This window comes from Sphingomonas larreae, assembly GCF_051400595.1.
Taxonomy (GTDB): Bacteria; Pseudomonadota; Alphaproteobacteria; order Sphingomonadales; family Sphingomonadaceae; genus Sphingomonas.
Window position 1 is genome coordinate 271,846 of record NZ_JBLFFI010000002.1, and the last position, 20,974, is coordinate 292,819.

General features: G+C 68.7%; 14 protein-coding genes. 6 read left to right on the forward strand and 8 right to left on the reverse strand.

Translation table 11 applies throughout. The features are described from left to right. Window positions 1-41: 41 nt before the first annotated feature. Together rpoC and rpoB are read right to left on the reverse strand one after the other, a co-directional pair. Window positions 42-4,331 carry a DNA-directed RNA polymerase subunit beta' gene (gene rpoC / locus ACMGDM_RS09525; protein ID WP_436803895.1) on the reverse strand — a complete coding sequence of 1,430 codons (4,290 nt, stop codon included), beginning with the start codon at window positions 4,329-4,331 and terminating at the stop codon, window positions 42-44. A gap of 161 nt (window positions 4,332-4,492) precedes the next feature. Next, window positions 4,493-8,674 (reverse strand): DNA-directed RNA polymerase subunit beta, encoded by a 4,182-nt coding sequence (rpoB, locus tag ACMGDM_RS09530; RefSeq protein WP_436803896.1) that lies wholly within the window; start codon window positions 8,672-8,674, stop codon window positions 4,493-4,495. A gap of 287 nt (window positions 8,675-8,961) precedes the next feature. On the opposite strand from rpoB, the gene ACMGDM_RS09535 reads away from it, so the two are divergent. Next, on the forward strand, window positions 8,962-10,161 hold the full coding sequence (locus tag ACMGDM_RS09535; RefSeq protein WP_436803897.1) for a hypothetical protein: 1,200 nt from the start codon (window positions 8,962-8,964) through the stop codon (window positions 10,159-10,161). A gap of 345 nt (window positions 10,162-10,506) precedes the next feature. Here ACMGDM_RS09535 and rplL read toward each other — a convergent pair whose 3' ends face one another. Continuing rightward, on the reverse strand, window positions 10,507-10,884 hold the full coding sequence (rplL, locus tag ACMGDM_RS09540) for a 50S ribosomal protein L7/L12 (protein WP_436803898.1): 378 nt from the start codon (window positions 10,882-10,884) through the stop codon (window positions 10,507-10,509). Window positions 10,885-10,952: 68 nt separating this feature from the next. Next, window positions 10,953-11,468 carry a 50S ribosomal protein L10 gene (gene rplJ, locus ACMGDM_RS09545; protein WP_219748368.1) on the reverse strand — a complete coding sequence of 172 codons (516 nt, stop codon included), beginning with the start codon at window positions 11,466-11,468 and terminating at the stop codon, window positions 10,953-10,955. A gap of 401 nt (window positions 11,469-11,869) precedes the next feature. On the opposite strand from rplJ, the gene ACMGDM_RS09550 reads away from it, so the two are divergent. Next, window positions 11,870-14,392 carry a PhoX family protein gene (locus ACMGDM_RS09550; RefSeq protein ID WP_436803899.1) on the forward strand — a complete coding sequence of 841 codons (2,523 nt, stop codon included), beginning with the start codon at window positions 11,870-11,872 and terminating at the stop codon, window positions 14,390-14,392. Between the two features lie 250 nt (window positions 14,393-14,642). Here the strand turns inward: ACMGDM_RS09550 and ACMGDM_RS09555 are convergent, their stop codons facing one another. Then, a complete protein-coding gene (locus tag ACMGDM_RS09555; protein ID WP_436803900.1) occupies window positions 14,643-15,500 on the reverse strand; it encodes a LysR family transcriptional regulator in 858 nt (285 codons plus the stop codon). A 220-nt stretch (window positions 15,501-15,720) separates the two neighbouring features. Between ACMGDM_RS09555 and ACMGDM_RS09560 the strand changes: the two genes are divergently transcribed. After that, window positions 15,721-16,722: a bile acid:sodium symporter family protein gene (locus ACMGDM_RS09560; protein WP_436803901.1), complete on the forward strand. Its 1,002-nt coding sequence runs from the start codon at window positions 15,721-15,723 to the stop codon at window positions 16,720-16,722. Here ACMGDM_RS09560 and ACMGDM_RS09565 read toward each other — a convergent pair. Beyond that, the gene (locus ACMGDM_RS09565) at window positions 16,709-17,614 is read right to left on the reverse strand and encodes a pirin family protein (protein WP_436803902.1); all 906 of its coding nucleotides are present in this window, start codon (window positions 17,612-17,614) and stop codon (window positions 16,709-16,711) included. The genes ACMGDM_RS09560 and ACMGDM_RS09565 overlap by 14 nt on opposite strands. Before the next feature lie 111 nt (window positions 17,615-17,725). Between ACMGDM_RS09565 and ACMGDM_RS09570 the strand changes: the two genes are divergently transcribed. Continuing rightward, a complete protein-coding gene (locus ACMGDM_RS09570; RefSeq protein ID WP_436803903.1) occupies window positions 17,726-18,091 on the forward strand; it encodes a hypothetical protein in 366 nt (121 codons plus the stop codon). A gap of 143 nt (window positions 18,092-18,234) precedes the next feature. Here ACMGDM_RS09570 and ACMGDM_RS09575 read toward each other — a convergent pair whose 3' ends face one another. Beyond that, window positions 18,235-18,888, reverse strand: coding sequence for a TIGR02117 family protein (locus ACMGDM_RS09575; RefSeq protein WP_436803904.1), 654 nt, complete (start codon window positions 18,886-18,888; stop codon window positions 18,235-18,237). Between the two features lie 23 nt (window positions 18,889-18,911). Here ACMGDM_RS09575 and phhA point away from each other — a divergent pair, with 23 nt between their 5' ends. Next, entirely contained in the window at window positions 18,912-19,769 is an 858-nt protein-coding gene (gene phhA, locus ACMGDM_RS09580; RefSeq protein WP_436803905.1) for a phenylalanine 4-monooxygenase, read from the forward strand. A gap of 175 nt (window positions 19,770-19,944) precedes the next feature. On the opposite strand, the gene ACMGDM_RS09585 is transcribed toward phhA, so the two are convergent. Further along, complete coding sequence (locus tag ACMGDM_RS09585; protein ID WP_436803906.1) at window positions 19,945-20,094, reverse strand: hypothetical protein; 150 nt, start codon at window positions 20,092-20,094, stop codon at window positions 19,945-19,947. 74 nt (window positions 20,095-20,168) lie between these two features. Here ACMGDM_RS09585 and ACMGDM_RS09590 point away from each other — a divergent pair, with 74 nt between their 5' ends. Then, window positions 20,169-20,870, forward strand: a complete 702-nt coding sequence (locus tag ACMGDM_RS09590) for an NAD-dependent deacylase (RefSeq protein ID WP_436803907.1) — start codon at window positions 20,169-20,171, stop codon at window positions 20,868-20,870. Window positions 20,871-20,974: the final 104 nt, after the last annotated feature.

Here is a 20,974-nt window from a genome sequence, read left to right on the forward strand (position 1 = left end):
CTGGATCGGGTCACCCGTGGCGGATCGCTCCGCCGCCGGGCTCACTCCTCGTTGAGATACTCACCCGCATCGGCATCGGTGCCGGTGCCCGAGGGCACCACCGCCGCCAACGGGTCGCTGCCGGTGCCGGCGTCGTCGCGCGGGCTGCGCGCGGTCTCCGCGGCGCGCGTCTGCGACGCGCTACCCGCGGCACCCGCCGCGATCATCGCGTCCTGCAGCTTGCGCTGCTGAACCCGCAGTGCCGCATCACGCGACGAGGCCGCCACACGCAGGCGGTTCATGCCCGCGCCGGTACCCGCCGGGATCAGCCGGCCGACGATCACGTTCTCCTTGAGGCCCATCAGCGTGTCCTGCTTGCCCTGGACCGCCGCCTCGGTGAGGACGCGGGTGGTCTCCTGGAACGACGCCGCCGAGATGAAGCTGCGGGTCTGCAGCGACGCCTTGGTGATGCCCAGCAGGATCGGCTTGCCCGCGGCGCGCGCCTGGCCGTCCTCCAGCTTCTCGTTGATCGCGTCCATCTCCTCGCGGTCGACCTGCTCGCCGACCAGCAGCGTGGTGTCGCCGCTCTCGGTGATCTCGACCTTCTGGAGCATCTGGCGGACGATCGTCTCGATGTGCTTGTCGTTGATCTTCACGCCCTGGAGACGATAGACCTCCTGGATCTCCGACACGAGATATTCCGCCAGCGGCTCGATGCCGAGCACCTCGAGGATGTCGTGCGGGTCGGGGCTGCCGCCGATCAGATTGTCGCCACGCTTGACGTAGTCGCCTTCCTGAACGTCGATCACCTTCGACTTGGGCACGAGATACTCGACGACCTCGCCGCCGTCCTCGGGCTGGATGCCGATCTTGCGCTTGGCCTTATAGTCCTTGCCGAACACGACGCGGCCGGAGACCTTGGCGATGATCGCATTCTCCTTGGGCTTGCGCGCCTCGAACAGCTCGGCGACGCGCGGCAGACCGCCGGTGATGTCGCGCGTCTTGGCGGACTCACGGGCGACACGTGCGAGCACGTCGCCGGCCTGCACGGTCGCATTGTCCTCCACCGAGAGCACCGCGCCCGACGCCAGCAGGTAGCGCGCCGCCTCGCCCGAGCCCTCGTCGAGCAGGGTCATGCGCGGGCGCAGATCCTCCTTCGACTTGGTGGTCGCGCGATATTCGGTCACCACGCGCTGCGCGATACCGGTCGCCTCGTCGACCTGCTCGGTGAGCGTCTTGCCCTCGATCAGGTCCTGGAACCTCACGGTGCCGCCGGTCTCCGTGATCACCGGCATGGTGAACGGATCCCACTCGGCCATGCGGTCGCCCTTGGAGACGATATGGCCGTCGTCGAACATCACGTACGCGCCGTACGGGATCTTGTGGACCGCCAGCTCGCGCCCGTCCATGTCGACGATCGCGATCTCCGCCGAGCGGCTCAGCACGACGCGACGGCCGCGCTGGTCCTCGATCACGCGCACGTCGCGGAACTCGACGGTGCCGTCGACCGGCGCCTCGAGGTTGGACTGCTCGTTCAGCTGCGCCGCGCCGCCGATGTGGAAGGTCCGCATCGTCAGCTGCGTGCCCGGCTCGCCGATCGACTGGGCCGCGATCACGCCGACCGCCTCGCCGATGTTGACCGGGGTGCCGCGCGCGAGATCACGCCCGTAGCACTTGCCGCAGACGCCGACCTTGCTCTCGCAGACCAGCGGCGAGCGGATCTTCATGCCCGGAATGCCCAGCGCCTCGATCTGCGCGACCATCGGCTCGTCGAGCAACGTGCCGACCGGGATCACCACCTTGCCCGTCTTGGCGTCGACCACGTCCTCTGCCGTGGTACGGCCGAGGATGCGCTCGCCGAGCGACGCGATGGTCGATCCGCCCTGCACGATGGCCTTCATCTCGAGCGCGCGTTCGGTGCCGCAATCCTCCTCGATGATGACGCAATCCTGCGACACGTCGACAAGGCGGCGGGTGAGATAGCCCGAGTTGGCGGTCTTCAGCGCGGTATCCGCGAGGCCCTTACGGGCGCCGTGGGTCGAGTTGAAGTACTCGAGGACGGTCAGGCCTTCCTTGAAGTTCGAGATGATCGGCGTCTCGATGATCTCGCCCGAGGGCTTGGCCATCAGGCCGCGCATACCCGCCAGCTGCTTGATCTGCGCCTGCGAGCCACGCGCACCCGAGTGCGCCATCATGTAGATCGAGTTGATCGGCTTCTCGCGGCCCGTCTCCGGGTCGACCTTCACCGCCTTGATCTCGTTCATCATCGAGGCCGCCACCTGGTCGCCGCAGCGGCTCCAGGCGTCGATCACCTTGTTGTACTTCTCCTGCTGCGTGATCAGGCCATCCTGATACTGCTGCTCATAGTCCTTCACCTGGTCACGCGTCTCGTCGACCAGCTGCTCCTTGTCGCCCGGGATGATCATGTCATCCTTGCCGAAGGAGATGCCGGCGCGGAACGCGTGGCGGAAGCCGAGCGCCATGATCGCGTCGGCGAACAGGACAGTCTCCTTCTGCCCGGTGTGGCGATACACCTCGTCGATGACGTCGCCGACGTCCTTCTTGGTCAGCAGCCGGTTGACGACGTCGAAGGGCACCTTGTGGCTCTTCGGCAGCGTCTCGCCCAGCAGCATGCGGCCCGGGGTGGTCTCGAAGCGCTTGAGATAGGTGTTACCCTGCTCGTCCGTCTGCGGCACCCGGCTGATGATCTTCGAGTGAAGCGTCACCGCACCGGCGTAGAGCGCCTGATGCACCTCGGCCATGTCGCCGAGGAGCATGCCCTCGCCGGGCTCGCCCTGCTTCTCCATCGACAGATAGTAGAGGCCCAGCACCATGTCCTGTGACGGCACGATGATCGGCTTGCCGTTCGCGGGGCTGAGGATGTTGTTGGTCGACATCATCAGCACGCGCGCTTCCAGCTGCGCCTCGAGGCTCAGCGGAACGTGCACGGCCATCTGATCGCCGTCGAAGTCGGCGTTGAACGCGGAGCAGACCAGCGGATGAAGCTGGATCGCCTTGCCCTCGATCAGCACCGGCTCGAACGCCTGGATGCCGAGCCGGTGGAGCGTCGGCGCGCGGTTGAGCAGCACCGGATGCTCGCGGATCACCTCGTCCAGAATGTCCCAGACTTCCTTGCGCTCCTTCTCGACCCACTTCTTCGCCTGCTTGAGCGTCATGCTCAGGCCCTTGGCGTCGAGGCGCGCGTAGATGAACGGCTTGAACAGCTCGAGCGCCATCTTCTTGGGCAGGCCGCACTGGTGCAGCTTGAGCTCCGGACCGGTCACGATCACCGAGCGGCCCGAATAGTCGACGCGCTTGCCGAGCAGGTTCTGGCGGAAGCGGCCCTGCTTGCCCTTGAGCATGTCGGACAGCGACTTCAGCGGACGCTTGTTGGCGCCGGTGATCGTGCGACCACGACGACCGTTGTCGAAGAGAGCGTCGACCGCCTCCTGCAGCATGCGCTTCTCGTTGCGCACGATGATGTCGGGCGCGCGCAGCTCCATCAGCCGCTTGAGGCGGTTGTTGCGGTTGATGACGCGACGGTACAGGTCGTTGAGGTCCGACGTGGCGAAGCGGCCACCGTCGAGCGGCACCAGCGGGCGCAGCTCGGGCGGGATCACCGGAATGACCTCAAGGATCATCCACTCGGGCCGGTTGCCCGACTCAAGGAAGCTCTCGACGACCTTGAGCCGCTTGATGATCTTCTTCGGCTTCAGCTCGGACTTGGTCGTCGCCAGCTCCTCGAGCAGCGCAACCTTCTCGCCCTCAAGATCGAGGCTCTCGAGCATGATGCGGACCGCCTCGGCGCCGATCCCGGCGGAGAAGGCGTCCTCGCCATATTCGTCTTGCGCCTCGAGCAGTTCATCCTCGGTGAGCAGCTGGAACTTCTCCAGCGGGGTGAGACCCGGCTCGACGACGATATACGCCTCGAAATACAGGACGCGCTCGAGCTGCTTGAGCTGCATGTCGAGCAACAGGCCGATGCGCGACGGCAGCGATTTGAGGAACCAGATGTGCGCGACCGGGGCGGCCAGCTCGATATGGCCCATGCGCTCGCGGCGGACCTTCGAAACGGTCACCTCCACGCCGCACTTCTCGCAGACGATGCCCTTGTACTTCATGCGCTTGTACTTGCCGCACAGGCACTCGTAATCCTTGATCGGACCGAAGATGCGCGCGCAGAACAGGCCGTCACGCTCGGGCTTGAACGTGCGGTAGTTGATCGTCTCGGGCTTCTTGATCTCACCAAACGACCAGCTGCGGATCTTGTCCGGCGACGCGATCCCGATCTGGATCTGGTCGAACGTCTCCGGCTTGGCGAGCGGATTGGCGAAATTGGTCAGTTCGTTCATGATCTTACCTCTTTTTCCTCTCCCCGTGGGAGAGGAAGGGGCCCGCCCGGCGCAGCCGGGTGGGAAGGTGAGGGTGGGGTGGTGGCGACCGAGTCACCCTCACCCTTCCGCCGCCTGCCGGCGGCTCCCTCCCTCTCCCGCTGGGAGAGGGAGAGTCAGGCTCACTCTGCTGCGATCGCGACGCCGTCCTCGTCCACGCCCAGGTCCATCGTCTTGAGATCGACGTTGAGACCCAGCGAGCGCATCTCCTTGACGAGCACGTTGAAGCTCTCGGGGATGCCGGCCTCGAACGTGTCGTCGCCCTTGACGATCGCCTCGTAGACCTTGGTGCGGCCGACCACGTCGTCGGACTTCACCGTGAGCATCTCCTGCAGCGTGTAGGCGGCACCATAGGCCTGGAGCGCCCACACCTCCATCTCGCCGAAGCGCTGGCCGCCGAACTGCGCCTTGCCGCCCAGCGGCTGCTGGGTGACGAGCGAGTAGGGCCCGATCGAGCGCGCGTGGATCTTGTCGTCCACGAGGTGGTGCAGCTTGAGCATGTAGATGATGCCCACCGTCACCTTGCGGTCGAACTGGTCGCCGGTGCGCCCGTCGAACAGGTCCGACTGGCCCGAGCGATCAAGCCCGGCTAGCTCCAGCATCTCGGCGACATCGGCTTCCACCGCGCCGTCGAAAACCGGGGTCGCCATCGGCACGCCCGCCTTCAGGTTCTGCGCCAGCTCGACGATCTCGTTGCCGTCGCGGGCGCGGATGTCGTCGAGATAATGCTCACCGTACACCGTCTCGAGCCGCTCCTTCACCGCCGCGGGCATATCGCCCGCCTTGGCGTCGGGGTTGGCCTCGCGCCAGTCCTCCAGCGCGTGCGCAATCTGCTGGCCGAGGCCGCGCGCGGCCCAGCCGAGGTGGGTCTCGAAGATCTGCCCGACGTTCATGCGCGACGGCACGCCCAGCGGGTTGAGCACGAGGTCCACCGGCGTCCCGTCGGCGAGGAACGGCATGTCCTCGACCGGCAGGATGCGGCTGATCACGCCCTTGTTGCCGTGGCGGCCGGCCATCTTGTCGCCCGGCTGCAGCTTGCGCTTCACCGCGACGAACACCTTGACCATCTTGAGCACGCCCGGCGGCAGCTCGTCACCGCGCTCAAGCTTCTCGCGGCGATCCTCGAACTTGTCGCGGATCTTCTTGGCGGCCTCGTCATACTGCGCCTTGACCGCTTCCAGGTTGGCCTGGACCGCATCGTCCTGCACCGCGAACTTCCACCACTCGTGGCGGTCGACGCTGTCGAGCAGGTCCATGTCGATCGTGGCGCCCTTCTTCAGGCCCTTCGGCACCGCCGTCGCGACCTGACCGAGCAGCATCTCGCGCAGACGCGACCAGGTGGCGCGGTTGAGGATCGTGCGCTCGTCGTCCGAGTCCTTCTTCAGGCGCTCGATCTCCTCGCGCTCGATCGCCATCGCGCGCTCGTCCTTGTCGATGCCGTGGCGATTGAACACGCGCACGTCGACGATCGTCCCGGCGACGCCCGGCGGCAGACGCAGCGAGGTGTCGCGCACGTCGCTGGCCTTCTCACCGAAGATGGCGCGAAGCAGCTTCTCCTCCGGCGTCATCGGGCTCTCGCCCTTGGGCGTGATCTTACCGACGAGGATGTCGCCCGGCTCCACCTCGGCGCCGATGTAGACGATGCCCGCCTCGTCGAGGTTGCGCAGCGCCTCCTCGCCGACGTTGGGGATGTCGCGGGTGATGTCCTCCGGCCCGAGCTTGGTGTCGCGCGCCATCACCTCGAACTCGTCAATGTGGATCGACGTGAACACGTCGTCCTTCACGATCCGCTCGGAGATGAGGATCGAGTCCTCGTAGTTATACCCGTTCCACGGCATGAACGCGACGAGTGCGTTGCGACCCAGCGCCAGCTCGCCGAACTCGGTCGACGGGCCGTCGGCGATGACGTCGCCGACGTTGACCACGTCGCCCACCTTCACCAGCGGGCGCTGGTTGATGCAGGTCGACTGGTTCGAGCGCTGGAACTTCATCAGCGTGTAGATGTCGACGCCCGACTCGGTCGCGCTGACATCACCCGTGGCGCGGATCACGATGCGGCTGGCGTCGACCTGGTCGACCACGCCGGCGCGCTTGGCGGCGATCGCCGCGCCCGAATCGCGCGCGACGGTCTCTTCCATGCCGGTGCCGACGAACGGCGCCTCGGCCTTGACCAGCGGCACCGCCTGGCGCTGCATGTTCGAGCCCATCAGCGCGCGGTTGGCGTCGTCGTTCTCGAGGAACGGGATCAGCGACGCCGCGACCGACACGAGCTGCTTGGGCGAGACGTCCATCAGCGTGATCGTCTCAGGCAGCGCCATCAGGAACTCGCCCGCCTGACGCGCGGAGACCAGCTCCTCGGTCAGCCGGCCCTCGCCGTCGAGATCGGCGGAGGCCTGCGCGATCGTGTGCTTGGCCTCTTCCATCGCCGACAGATAGACCACCTCGCCGGTGACCTTGTTGTCGACGACCTTACGGTACGGCGTCTCGATGAAGCCGTATTTGTTGACGCGGCTGAAGCTCGCGAGCGAGTTGATCAGACCGATGTTCGGGCCTTCCGGCGTCTCGATCGGGCAGATGCGGCCATAGTGCGTCGGGTGGACGTCGCGAACCTCGAAGCCCGCGCGCTCGCGGGTAAGCCCGCCCGGCCCGAGCGCCGAGACGCGACGCTTGTGCGTCACTTCGGACAGCGGGTTGGTCTGGTCCATGAACTGCGACAGCTGCGACGAGCCGAAGAACTCGCGCACCGCGGCCACCGCGGGCTTGGCGTTGATTAGGTCGTTCGGCATCACCGTCGACACGTCGACCGACGACATGCGCTCCTTCACCGCGCGCTCCATGCGCAGCAGGCCGACGCGATACTGGTTCTCGAGCAGCTCGCCAACCGAGCGGACGCGGCGGTTGCCGAGATTGTCGATGTCGTCGATCTCGCCCTTGCCGTCCTTGAGGTCGACCAGCGTCTTCACCACCGCGAGGATGTCCTCGGTGCGCAGCGTCGTCACCGTATCCTCGGCGTCGAGGTCGAGGCGCATGTTCAGCTTGACGCGGCCCACCGCCGACAGGTCGTAGCGGTCCGGATCGAAGAACAGGCCGGCGAACAGCGACTCAGCGGTCTCAAGCGTCGGCGGCTCACCGGGGCGCATGACGCGATAGATGTCGGACAGCGCCTGCTCGCGCTCTTCGGCCTTGTCGGCCTTGAGCGTGTTGCGAATCCACGGACCGGTGGTGACATGGTCGATATCGAGCAGCTCGATCCGGTCGATTCCGGCCTTGTCGAGCTTCTCGAGGCTCTCTGGCCCCATCTCGTCACCGGCCTCGACGTAGATCTCGCCCGTGGTCTCGTTGATGAGGTCATAGGCGGAGTAGCGGCCGTAGATCTCCTCGGTCGGGATCAGCAGCGTCTGCAGCCCGTCCTTGGCCGCCTTGTTGGCGGCGCGCGGGGTCACCTTGGTGCCCGCGGCGAACACCACCTCCCCCGAGGCGGCGTCGATCAGGTCGAACGTCGGCTTCACGCCGCGCCAGTTCTCGGCCGCGAACGGAATCTGCCAGCCACCCTCGCCGCGCACATAGGTGACGCGGTTGTAGAAGTGGTTGAGGATCTCTTCCGAGTTGAGGCCGAGCGCGTACAGCAGCGCCGTCACCGGCAGCTTGCGCTTCCGGTCGATACGGACGTTGACGATGTCCTTGGCGTCGAACTCGAAGTCCAGCCACGAGCCGCGATAGGGGATGACGCGCGCGGCGAAGAGATACTTGCCGCTCGCGTGGGTCTTGCCGCGATCGTGGTCGAACAGCACGCCCGGCGAACGGTGCATCTGCGAGACGATCACGCGCTCGGTGCCGTTGATGAAGAAGGTGCCGTTCTCGGTCATGAGCGGCATGTCGCCCATGTAGACGTCCTGCTCCTTGATATCGAGTACCGAGCGGGTCTCCGTATCGGGATCCACCTCGAACACGATCAGGCGCAGCGTGACGCGCATCGGCGCCGCATAGGTGATGCCGCGCTGGCGGCACTCCTCGACGTCGAACTTCGGCGGCTCGAGCTCGTAGGTCACGAAGTCGAGCTCGGCGGTGCCGGCGAAATCGCGGATCGGGAACACGCTGCGCAGCGTCTTCTCGAGACCCGAGACATAGCCGATCGAGGGATCCGAGCGCAGGAACTGCTCGTAGCTCTCGCGCTGGACCTCGATCAGGTTCGGCATCTGCACGACTTCGTGGATGTTGCCGAAGACCTTGCGGATGCGCCGCTTGCGCGTGCCGCTGAGCCGGTCGGAGCGCGCGGAGCCCGCGTCGATCGCCTTGGTTGCCATAGGAGCGTGTGCCTCGTCAGCCAGAATATACGGGCGCATGGGACCGAACGGCGAAAGGCCGCGCGTCTGATCCCGACAGGCGGGAGACGGCGACCTTCAGCGTCCTGAACCCCTCGACCCATACGTATGACGCGCTGCGCGACGGCGTGTCATGTCCCGAGATCGAAGGAAGTGAGCGGAATATAGGCTCGTCGTGTTGGAGCGTCAACCGGGCCGGCGCGGCGCGGCGGCGCGGGGCAGGGCGGTTGACCTCGCCCGTGCGGGCACTAGCGGATGGCACGATGTTCATGCGTACACCTCTTCTCCTGCTGGCGACCGTGCCGCTCGCCGTGCCCGCGTCGGCGCAACAGGCAGCGCCGGCGCCGGTGACCACCGTGCCGCCCGCCGACTCGGCGGTCCCGCCGCCGATCAGCTGGTCGCTGCCGCCGGGGCCGGGGGCGACGCCGACTGCGCCCGCCGCGGTCGCGCCCGTGCGAGTCGCGCCGACCCCGCGCCCTACGCCCGCGCCGCGTGCTACAGCCGCGCCGACATCGCGTGCGACCGCCGCGCCGCGCACCACCGCGGCACCGGCACCACGCACCGCGGCCAGCCCGCGCGGACGCGCGGCGGACGCCTCCGCGGCGCCTGCTGTCGCGCCGACCTCCGCGGCGACACCGGTAGCCGTGGCGCCCGCCCGCGCGCCGGTGCCGGCGGAGTCGCCGGCCGCCACGGCGACTGCCGCCGCGCCGGTGCCCCCGCCCGCCTCCGCGCCGCCGGCGCCGCTGTGGCGGGCCGATTGGCTCATCGCCGGCGCGCTCGTACTACTTGGCGGTGCGGCGCTGCTGCTATGGCGCCGACGACGCGCCAGCACGATTGAGGCGTTGGCCGGCGACGTCGCGGACTCCCCCGCGCCAGTCGAGTTGCCTGCACGCCAGCCGCGTCCGGCCGAGCCGGCGTTCCCCGCCGCCCCTACTTCGCGCTCGGCCACCCCGCCCGTCACTACCGCACCGCGCGCGCGCCTCGCGCTGGCGCTGCGCCCGCGCCGCGGCGGGATCAACCTGGTCACCGCCACGCTCGACGCCGAGCTCGAGATCGTCAACACGGGCGAGGCGACGGCGGACGCGGTCTACGTCGCCGCGCGGCTGCTGAGCGCGCATCGCGACCAGCAGGCGGAGCTCGACGCGCTTTTCGCCGAGCCGCATGTGCGTCCCGCGGTGGCGCCGTTCGCGCTCGCGCCGGGCGAGGCACGCGTGCTGCCGCTGTTGCTGACGCTGCCGCGCGCCGCCATCCGCCCGATCGACATGGGCGGGCGCGCGATGTTCGTGCCCGTTGCGGCGGTGGACGTGCGCTATGCCAGCGGGGCGGGGGATGCGCAGAGCGCCGCGGCGTTCGCCGTGGGCGTGGAGCGCGACGGCGCGGCCAAGCTCGCGCCGTTTTGGCTCGATGCGCCCGCGCGGATGCACGAGACGCTCGGCGCGCGCCCGCACGGCGAGCCGGTCCTGCGCTGACGGTGACTGGACGGGCGAACGAGCGGCGGCGGGGCCGGCGCTCGTTCACGCGCGCGGCCGGCCCCTATCACTTGGCCGTCATCCCGGACTTGGTCCGGGATCCACTCCTCCGCATACACCGCCAGACCTGCTCGTGCGGGCCGGTGAATCCCGAACCAAGTCCGCGATGACGGAGAAGGAGCGGTGAGAGTGGGGCAGACCTGCCATCGCTGACCGGTACCACGAAGCGTCGCGCCAACACCCCACACCCCACCAATGCGAACGGGGCGACCTTCCGCCAGGAAGGCCGCCCCGCTGCTGCTGAGTCCGTGACCCTGGGCGAACCCGCCGGATCCGGATATCGGCTTACTTGAGCTCGACGGTCGCGCCGGCTTCCTCGAGCTGCTTCTTGACCTTCTCGGCCTCGTCCTTGCTCACGCCTTCCTTGACCGGCTTCGGCGCGCCCTCGACGAGAGCCTTCGCCTCGGTCAGGCCGAGCCCGGTGATCGCGCGGACCTCCTTGATGACGTTGATCTTCTTGCCGCCGTCGCCGGTCAGGATCACGTCGAACTCGGTCTTCTCCTCGACGGCCGGAGCCGCCGCACCGGCGCCGCCGGCGGCCGGAGCCGCAACCGCCGCAGCGGCCGAGACGCCCCACTTCTCTTCGAGCAGCTTCGAGAGCTCGGCGGCCTCGAGGACGGTCAGCTCGCTCAGCTGGTCAACCAGCGCGTTCAGGTCTGCCATGATCTTACTTCCTATCAAGCGGGGACAGGTGCCCCATGTTCACAAACAAATGCCGGTCAGCAGCCCGATCAGGCGGCTTCCTTCTCCGCGTGCGCGGCGAGGACACGCGCGATCTGCGCGGCCGGTGCCTGGGCGATCGTGGCGATCTTCGTGGCCGGAGCCACGATGAGGCCGACGATCTTGGCGCGCAGCTCGTCCAGCGACGGAAGCGTCGCCAGTGCCTGCACGCCGGCCAGGTCGAGCGCGGTCGCGCCCATCGCGCCGCCGACGATCTCGAACTTGTCGGTCGTCTTGGCGAAATCGACTGCCACCTTGGCCGCCGCGACCGGGTCGGTCGAGGACGCCAGGCCGACCGGGCCCGTCAGCATATCGCTGAGCGAGCCATAGTCGGTGCCGTCGAGCGCGATCCTGGCAAGCTTGTTCTTCGAGACCTTGTAGCTCGCGCCGGCGTCCCGCATCCGGTTGCGCAAGTCGGTCGACTGCGCCACCGTCATCCCGAGGTTGCGGGTGACGACCACCACGCCGACCTTCGAGAAGGTATCGTTCAGCTCGGCGACGGCCGCGGTCTTCTGACTACGATCCATGCCATTCTCCACGTTGGGACAGAGGGCCGGGGCCGCCTGTCCGGGTACGGACCGCCGCGCGCGAGCGCCCGGCGGCAGTGTCCAGCGATGGGGAATGGGAGCCCTTACGGGCAGCGGCAGCACGCGCCATCGAGAGGCGCGCCGCGGCCGCGTTGGTCCTGTCCCCGTCTCGGCGGGGAATTAAGGCCCTGGAGCCACCCGCTGTCTCGGACGGTGCGTCATCGCCCGGGGGCGGGACGCGCGAGGCGGCACATAGCGGATCGTGCGCGCCAGTCAAGCCGCGGACGAGTGTCACGTAGGTGTAACTCCCGCGTCATCCGTCGATCATCAAACTGACGCGGGCCTGCCTTGTAGCGCGGCCAATAGGCCTAAGCACAAGCACATAGCGCCCAGGGAGCGTCATGACCGACCAGCAGCTCAGCCTCACCACTGCGTCTTACGACGATGGTGACGTCGATACCAACCCGACCCGCAACCCGCACCTCGCCGATCTCGTCGCGCGCCGTTACTCGCGCCGACAGCTGATGGGCGGGATGAGCGCGATGACCACCGCGGTGTTCGGCGGAGCGCTGCTGTCCGGCTGCGACGGCGACGAACAGGACATCATCACCGTGTCTGACGGGGTCAACGTCCAGACGCAGGGCGGCCGCGTCGTCACGCTCACCGCCACCGCCACCGACAACGCCAGCACGACCAAGTTCACGCAGGTCAGCGGCCCGACCGTGCCGGTGATCGCGAGCGGCAACTCGATCACCTTCACCGCGCCCAACGTCGCCCAGTCGACCGCGCTGGTGTTCGAGTTCACCGCCAGCGGCGGCAGCGGCTCGAGCAGCGCGCGCTCCACCGTCACCGTGCTCCCCGCCACGCTCGCCTTCACCGCGGTCGCCAAGAACCTCAACGACGTCGTCACCGTGCCGTCCGACTATCAGGTGACCGTGCTGTACCGGCTCGGCGATCCGATCGCGGCGGGCGTGGCGACCTATGCCAACGACGGCAGCGACGCCAACTTCGCGCAGCGCGCCGGTGACCATCACGACGGCATGTCCTTCTTCGGCCTCGCCGCGAGCGGCAACGCACCCGACACCACCAACAACACGCGCGGCCTGCTGGTGCTCAACCATGAGAACATCACCCAGGCCTATCTTCATCCCAACGGCCCGTCGCCGGCGCCACGCCCCGAGGCCGAGGCGATCAAGGAGATCGAGGCGCACGGCGTCTCGGTGATCGAGGTCACCCGCGCCAGCAACACCGGCGCGTGGAGCTATGTCCAGGGTAGCCCGCTGAATCGCCGCATCACGCCCAACACGCCGGTGCAGTTCAACGGGCCGGTGCGCGGCAATGCGGCGCTGCGCACGCTCTACTCGGTCGACGGCACGACCGGGCGCGGCACCATCAACAACTGCGCCAACGGCTATATGCCATGGGGCACCTATCTCACCAACGAGGAGAATTGGGCGGGCTATTTCCGCCGCACCGCCGGTGATGCCGCGGCCCGCGCCGCCGCGGGCAACGCGAAGCAGAACGTGTCGCTCACCCGCTACGGCATCAGCGAGGGCCGTGCCGGCAATTTCGGCTGGACCACGGTGACGCCGGCCGACCCGTCGAGCACCGTGTTCGCGCGCTGGAACGCCACCGCCACTGCCAGCGCGGCCGCGGACGGCACCGCCGACTTCCGCAACGAGCCGTTCCAGTTCGGCTGGGTGGTCGAGATCGATCCGTACACGCAGACCTCGACGCCGCGGAAGCGCACCGCGCTCGGCCGCATGAACCACGAGGGCTGCATGGCCGGCCGCGTGGTCGCGGGCGTGCGCCCCGCCTTCTACATGGGCGACGATGCGCAGAACGAATATATCTATAAGTTCGTCTCGGCGACGCCCTGGGTCGCCGCCGACGCGACGCCGAGCGACCGCCTCGCCACCGGCGACAAATATCTCGACACCGGCACGCTCTATGTCGCGCGCTTCAACGCCGACGGCACCGGCACCTGGCTGCCGCTGACCTTCGGGCAGAACGGCCTGACCCCGTCCAACACAAGCTATGCCTTCGCGGACCAGGCCGATGTGCTGATCAACACGCGCCTCGCCGCCGACGTGCTCGGCGCGACGCGGATGGACCGGCCCGAGTGGACCGCGGTCAACCCGGTCAACGGCGAGATGTATTGCACGCTGACCAACAACTCGTCGCGTACGCCGGCGACCACCGACGCCGCCAACCCGCGCGCCTATACCGACCCCAAGCTGCCGCAGGGCGACGTGGTCAACGCCGATCCGCCGACGAATGCGCAGGCGACGCGCGGCAATGCCAACGGACATATCATCCGTCTGCGCGAGTCCGGCGACACTACCGAGGCGACCGCCTTCACTTGGGACATCTACGCCTTCGGCGCCGGCAGCGACCTTGATCCCGCCAACATCAACCTTTCCGGCCTCGACGCCAGCAACGATTTCTCCTCGCCGGACGGCCTGTGGTTCGGTCTGCCGAGCAACGCCAGCGGCCAGGTCGCGCCGGTGCTGTGGATCGAGACCGACGACGGTGCCTATACCGACGTCACTAACTGCATGTTGCTCGCCGCCATGCCGGGCAGCGTCGGCGATGGCGGCACGCGCGTGGTCAACAACACGCTGACCACCGCCGCCAACACCACCTCGACGAGCACCACCACTACGCGCATCGGCGCGGCGCCGGGCAGCAAGCTCAAGCGCTTTCTGGTCGGGCCGAAAGAGTGCGAGGTCACCGGCATCACCTCGACGCCGGACGGGCGCTCGCTGTTCGTCAACATCCAGCACCCGGGCGAGAACGGCGGCCCGGCGAACATCACCTCGAGCTGGCCGGCGAGCCAAGCCGGAGCGATCACCACCCCGTCGCGGCCGCGTTCGGCAACGATCGTGATCACCAAGACCGACGGCGGTGTCGTCGGCCTCTAAGGCCGACGTGCGGGAGGCATCGCCGCCCGGCCGATGGCGGCGGCGGTGTGTTCTCGCACGCAGCTCGGTGGCTAAGGAGTCGCGAACCGTTTCTGTCGCCACCCCATGCCTTCTCTGTCGCCCCGGCCAAGGCCGGGGCTCAGTTCGGTGACGTCTCGGTAGAGCCACGACGGCCATCCCACCTGGACCCCGGTCTTCGCCGGGGTGACGGTGAAAACGGAGTGGTTCACCCAAGCCCTGTCAGCCCCTTTCACCGCACCCCGCGCGACCAGCCGAGCATCGCCGCCGCCAGCGCCGCGGTGGCGGGATCGTGCCCGGGCGCGATCACCACGAACTCCATCGCCGGCAGCGCCGGCAGAGCCGCGCCGGGCGGCAGCACGGCCAGCCCTGCGGGTAGCAGTCGCGCCGAATGCGGCATCACGCCCAAACCGGCGCGCGCCGCCGCGCTCAGCCCGGTGAGGCTCGCGCTGGTGAACGCCACGCGCCACGTTCGCCCGGCCTCCTCCAGCGTCGCGATCGCGCGGGCGCGCGTCACGCTCGGCGGCGGATACAGCAGCAGCGGTAGCTGCGCGTCCGCCTCGGCGCGCCAGCCCTCGCGCCCGACCCAGGCGATCGGCTCCTCCCACGCCAGCGTGCCGCGGCGATCTCCGCTGCGACGCTTGACGAAGATGAGGTCGAGCTGCCCCGCGTCGAACGCCTCGTAAAGGTGCTCGCTCAGTCCGGCGCGGAGTTCGAGGTCGACCTCCGGATGGCGGCGCGCGAAGCCGGCGAGCACATCGGGCAGTGCCGAGAGCACGAAATCCTCCGACGCGCCCAGCCGCAGCCGTCCACGCAGCGGCACCGCGGCGAGATGGCGCGACAGTCGGTCGCTTGCGGCGAGCACCGAGCGCGCGTGGTCGAGCAGTGCCTCGCCGTCCGGAGTGAGCGCGACGCGATGCGTGTCGCGGTCGATCAGCCGCCGCCCGGCCTGATCCTCCAGCCGGCGCACCTGCTGGCTCACGGTCGATTGACGAAGGCCAAGCGAGCGCGCCGCGGCGGTGAAGCTGCCGTGCTCGGCAACGGCAACGAAGGTGTGGAGCAGGTCGAGGGCGATGTCGGGCACGGTCATCACGTTAGATGATGACCGATATCGTGGCGATCGGCTTTCTGCATGAGCGGCGATCGCCTAAATGCAGGTGGAAGCAACGCTCATCCGCCTTATTCCGTCATTCCGCATTGGGGAGGTTCCAGACGCGCGAACCTCACGGCTGGAGGTGGGGCGTCAGCGTTTACGGATCATCGAAGCCGCATTCTCCGGGATCGACGCCCAACACAACGAAAGGCCCCGCATGTTCTCCCGCCCCTTCCGCTGGCCCCGCGTCGACCGCTACCTGCTGCTGCTGATCGCAACGGTCGCGCTCGCCGCGTTGCTGCCCGCGCGCGGCGCCTTCACGAGCGTCGCCGATGGTGCGGTGACTGTCGCGGTGGCGCTGCTGTTCCTGCTGTACGGTGCCCGGCTCGCGCCCGAGGCGATCTGGGCGGGGCTGACGCACTGGCGGTTGCAGGCGCTGGTGTTCGCCAGCACCTTCGTGCTGTTCCCGCTGATCGGTATCGCCACCGCGGCGGCGACGCGGCCCTTCCTGCCGACGCCGGCGGTGACCGGGCTGCTGTTCCTCACCCTGCTGCCCTCGACCGTCCAGTCCTCGATCGCTTTCACCTCGATCGCGCGCGGCAACGTCCCCGCGGCGCTGTGCAGCGCGTCGCTGTCTAACCTCGTCGGCACGCTGCTGACCCCGCTGCTCGTCGCGCAGCTGATGCCAGCGGCGGGCGGCGGCGTGTCGCTCGCCGCGCTGGAAGAGATTGCGGTGCAGATCCTGCTGCCCTTCGTCGTCGGCCAGCTGCTGCGCCCGCTGATCGGCCAGTGGCTGTTGCGCCACCCGAAGCTGACCGCGACGGTCGACCGCGGCTCGGTCCTGGTCGTCGTCTACGCCGCCTTCAGCGCCGGCATGGTCGCGGGGATCTGGACACAGGTGTCAGCGGTGGATCTCGTCGCGATCGTCGTGATCGCCAGCGTGATGCTGGCGCTGGTGCTGTTCGCCACCCGCGCCGCGGCCCGTGCGCTCGGCTTCAGCAAGGAGGATGAGATCGCGATCGTCTTCTGTGGCTCGAAGAAGAGCATGGCGAGCGGCATCCCGATGGCGGCGATCCTCTTCCCCGCCGCCTCGGTCGGGCTGATCGTGCTGCCGCTGATGCTGTTCCACCAGATCCAGCTGTTCGTCTGCGCGGTGCTGGCGCGGCGCTACGCCGAGCGCGCGGACACGCCGGCGCTCGCCGCGGTCACGGGTAGCTGACGGTCTTGGGCACCTCGGGGATCGGAATCCACTCCTTCTCGTCCCCGGGCACGCGCGCGAACTCGCCCGCCATCCAGGCGCGCTTGGCCTCGCGGATCGCGTCGCGCGACGAGTGGACGAAATTCCACCAGACGTGGCGCTTGGTCGAGAAGGCGGCGCCGCCAGCCAGCATCGCGCGCCCGCCCAGCGCCGAGCTCAGCGTCGCGGCGGTGCCGGGGCGCAGCACGTAAAGCTTGCGCGCCTCGAGCACGAAGCCGTCGAGCGAGGCCTCGCCCTCGGCGAGGTAGAGCGCGCGCTCGTCGGTGCTGACGTCGATCGGGACGCTCGCGCCGGGATCGAGCACGACATCGGCGTAGATCGTGTCGGCGTAGGTGGTGGTCGGCGCGCGTGCGCCCCACAGCGACCCCATGATGACGCGCGCGCGCGCGCCGCCGGCCTCCACGATCGGCAGGTCACCTGCGCCGACATGCTCGAACGCGGGGGCGATGTCCTCGCGCCCGTCAGGCAGCGCGAGCCAGGTCTGGATGCCCGCCAGCGCGGGGCCGTCCGCGCGGACGTCGGCGGGCGAGCGCTCCGAGTGGACGATGCCGGTGCCTGCGGTCATCAGGTTGACCGCGCCGGGCGTGATGCGCGCGTCGGTGCCGAGCGAGTCCTTGTGTTGGAACTCGCCATCGAACAGGTAGGTGACGGTCGAGAGGCCGATGTGCGGGTGCGGACGCACGTCGACACCGTCCCCGGGGGCGAGATGCGCCGGGCCCATCTGGTCGAAGAACAGGAACGGGCCCACCATCGTGCGCTCACGGTGGGGCAGGGTGCGATAGACCTTGAAGCCGCCGAGATCGTGGGTGGCGGGTTCGAGCGTCTGGAGGATCAGGTCGTCGCGGGTCGACATGGCGCGTCTCTCGAATGGCGGGTGATCGGGCTAGCAGGTTGGCGGCGTGGCGGAAACCTCCGGGCGGGATGGTCGCGGGAACGCGCGCGCGCGCCGCCCGTTGACGCGCGCATGACCCAGAAGAGCAAGCCGAAGGGCAAGAGCAAGCGCGGCCACAAGCCGGACCATCATCGCCGCGATCGCGCGATCGCGGCCGCCGGCCTAATCGGCGCGGTCGCCGCGGGTGTCGGAGCCGCGCTGAGGTTTGGCTGGTTTGACCGCTATTTCCCGGCCGACGATGCCGAGCATGCCGCGCCCGACCTTGCCGCGGACGCGCCGACGCCGGGCACGACCCGCGCCCCCGAGGCGTTCCGTCCCGACCCGACCGCGCCGGTGCCCGCGTCCGAGCGCGAGTCGCTCCGTCCCGCGACTGGCCCGGCCCCGACGCTCGCGGCGACGCGCGGCGAGATGGCGAACCAGACCGGCGCGGCGAACTGAGGCTGCAGGCGGGCGCTCCGTCCCGATGCCCCGGCGAAGGCCGAAGCCAATTGGGCAGGCTCTGGTAAATCTCGTGAGTGGCTCGCAACTGGGCCCAACCTCCGCAGGGGCGAAGGTCGAGAATTCAGCGAGGGCCGACCGGGCTAGAACCACCGCATTACGGTCGTAGGAAAGGGCGTCCATCGCCCGACGCGCACTCCCGCCGCCGCCAGCATGTTCCCGGTCCAGGCGTTGCACGTGGTGACCGCGTCATATCGCCCGGCGCCAGGGTAGAAAGCATCGTAGCTGTAATAGCCGCGCACCGCCGGGCCGGCGGCTCGACTCGCGCGGATCGCCGCCGCCAACCGGCGATATTCCTCCGGCCGCAGGACGATCGCGCGCACGTCGTCGCCGAGCAGCGGGCGCGGCACGTGCTCGACGTGGACGAGGGTCGAGTCGCTGCCGAACGCCGCGCCGAGCAGCACGCCCGGTCGCACATCCCACCAGGTCGGCGTGCCGAGGTAGAAGCCGCGCTCGCCCCAGCCGATCGTGATATGGTCATAGCCGGCATAGCGCGCATCGGCGAGGCCGGCGGCGGGGAAGTCGGCGGTCCAGTCGATCCCGGCGGCGCGCTTGGGCAACACCAGTCCGGTGTGGACGCCATTATCCTCCACCCAGATCGTCACGCCTCCCGCCGGGGGGCGCCAGCCATGATTGCGCGGGACCAGCCCGCCGATCGTTCCCGCCACCGCATAGCCGAAGAGCAGCAGCGCGAGCGCGGCGAGCAGGCGGCCGAGCGAGGCGGATAGTCGGGCCATGCGGCCATGCTATACCGTGCGGCATGACCGAGGAAACACACGTGCTCGATTCTCCGCCGCCCGGCGCTGCGGCCGACTGGACCGTCGCGCAGGACTGGTCGCACTACACCGCCGAGGACCATGCCACCTGGGACACGCTGTTCGCGCGTCAGCGCGCGCTGCTGCCCGGGCGCGCGGCGGACGCCTATCTGCGCGGCCTTGAGGTGCTCAACCTCTCCAAGCCGGGCATTCCCGACTTCGAGGAACTGTCCGAGCGATTGATGAAGCTGACCGGCTGGCAGGTGGTCGCGGTGCCGGGGCTGGTGCCGGACGACGTGTTCTTCGACCATATGGCAAACCGCCGCTTCGTCGCGGGCAATTTCATCCGGCGTTCCGACCAGCTCGACTACATCCAGGAGCCCGACGTTTTTCACGACGTGTTCGGCCATGTGCCGATGCTCGCTGACCCGGTCTTTGCCGATTATCTGGAGGCGTACGGCCGCGGCGGGCAGCGCGCGCTGGAGCTCGGCGCGCTCAAGCAGCTCGGCCGATTATACTGGTATACGGTGGAGTTCGGTCTGATCGACGATGGGGACGGGCTGCGGATCTACGGCTCGGGGATCGTCTCGTCGGCGGCGGAGACGCGCTTCGCGCTCGAGAGCGACAGCCCCCATCGCATCGGCTTCGATCTCAAGCGCGTGATGCGGACGGACTATCGTATCGACGATTTCCAGCAGAACTATTTCGTGATCCCGAGCTTCGACGCGCTGCTCCGCGCCACCGTCGAGACCGACTTCGCTCCGCTCTACGCCGAGATCCTCGCCGAGCCGGACATCGCGGTGGCGACGATCCTGCCCGACGACGCGGTGATCACGCGCGGCACGCAGGCGCACGTGCGCTGATCTCGCCGGGCAAGGAACCTCGGCCAGATCGCGTGCCAGGTCATCTTGGGCGCGTGCGCATGGTGGCAAGGCCGACATGTGGCGACGAGGTCAGCGTAACGGTGGCCGGCACAGGCTTACGCGGTTCGCGGCATCTCTCGGCTGAGCGATGCCGGGCAGCCCCGGAACGATCGGCTCAATCGTCGACCTGATGGTTGTGCCGGGTGAGCGTCGGATCGTGTGCGCTGTTCTTGAAGACGAGCAACACGGCGACGATCGCGACGACGCCGATCGCGATCGCGATCAGCATGCGTTTGGCGGCGAAACGACCGGGTTCACGCGGCATGGTGGGCTCCGTTGATCGATGAGGATGCATTTCGCCGCTACCCTGATGGCGCGGCGGCGGATATCACCTGGAGCATGCCGAACGTGCAGCGTCTCGTCGTCCTCACCGGTGCCGGCGTGTCCGCGGAGAGCGGCATTGCGACCTTCCGTGGTCCCGGCGGGCTGTGGGAGGGGCACCGGGTGGAGGATGTCTGCACGCCGGAAGCGCTCGCGCACGATCCCGCGCTGGTTCACCGGTTCTACGACCTGCGCCGCGCGGCGCTGGACACGGTCGCCCCCAACGCCGCGCATGACGCGCTGGCGCGGCTCGACGCCGCCTGGCCGGGCGAGCTGCTGATCGTGACGCAGAACGTCGACGATCTGCACGAGCGCGCGGGCGCGCGGCGCCTGCTCCACATGCATGGTGCGCTACGCTCCGCGCTGTGCGCCACCTGCGAAACTCGGCGTCCCTGGCGCGACGCGCTGCCGCCGGGCACGGGCTGCGACGCCTGTGGGGCGTCCGCGCTGCGCCCGGATATCGTGTTCTTCGGTGAGATCCCGTACGACATGGACCGGATCGAGGCGGCGCTGGCTCGCGCCGACCTGTTCGTCTCGATCGGCACCTCGGGCGCGGTCTACCCCGCCGCGGGTTTCGTGCGCATCGCCGCGGCCGCAGGTGCCGCCACGCTCGAGCTCAACCTGGAGCGATCGGCGGGAAGCGACTGGTTCGACGAGAGCCGGCTCGGGCCCGCGGGCGCGCTGGTGCCCGCGTGGGTCGACGAGGTACTTCACGGTTGAGGTGACCCGTACCGCATGACGCCGAGGCAGGTGAGGGACGGTCAAGCCGAGGATGACGGCAGGACTTGCGCAAAGCTTCCCTTGTAAGGGAGGAGATATCGCCT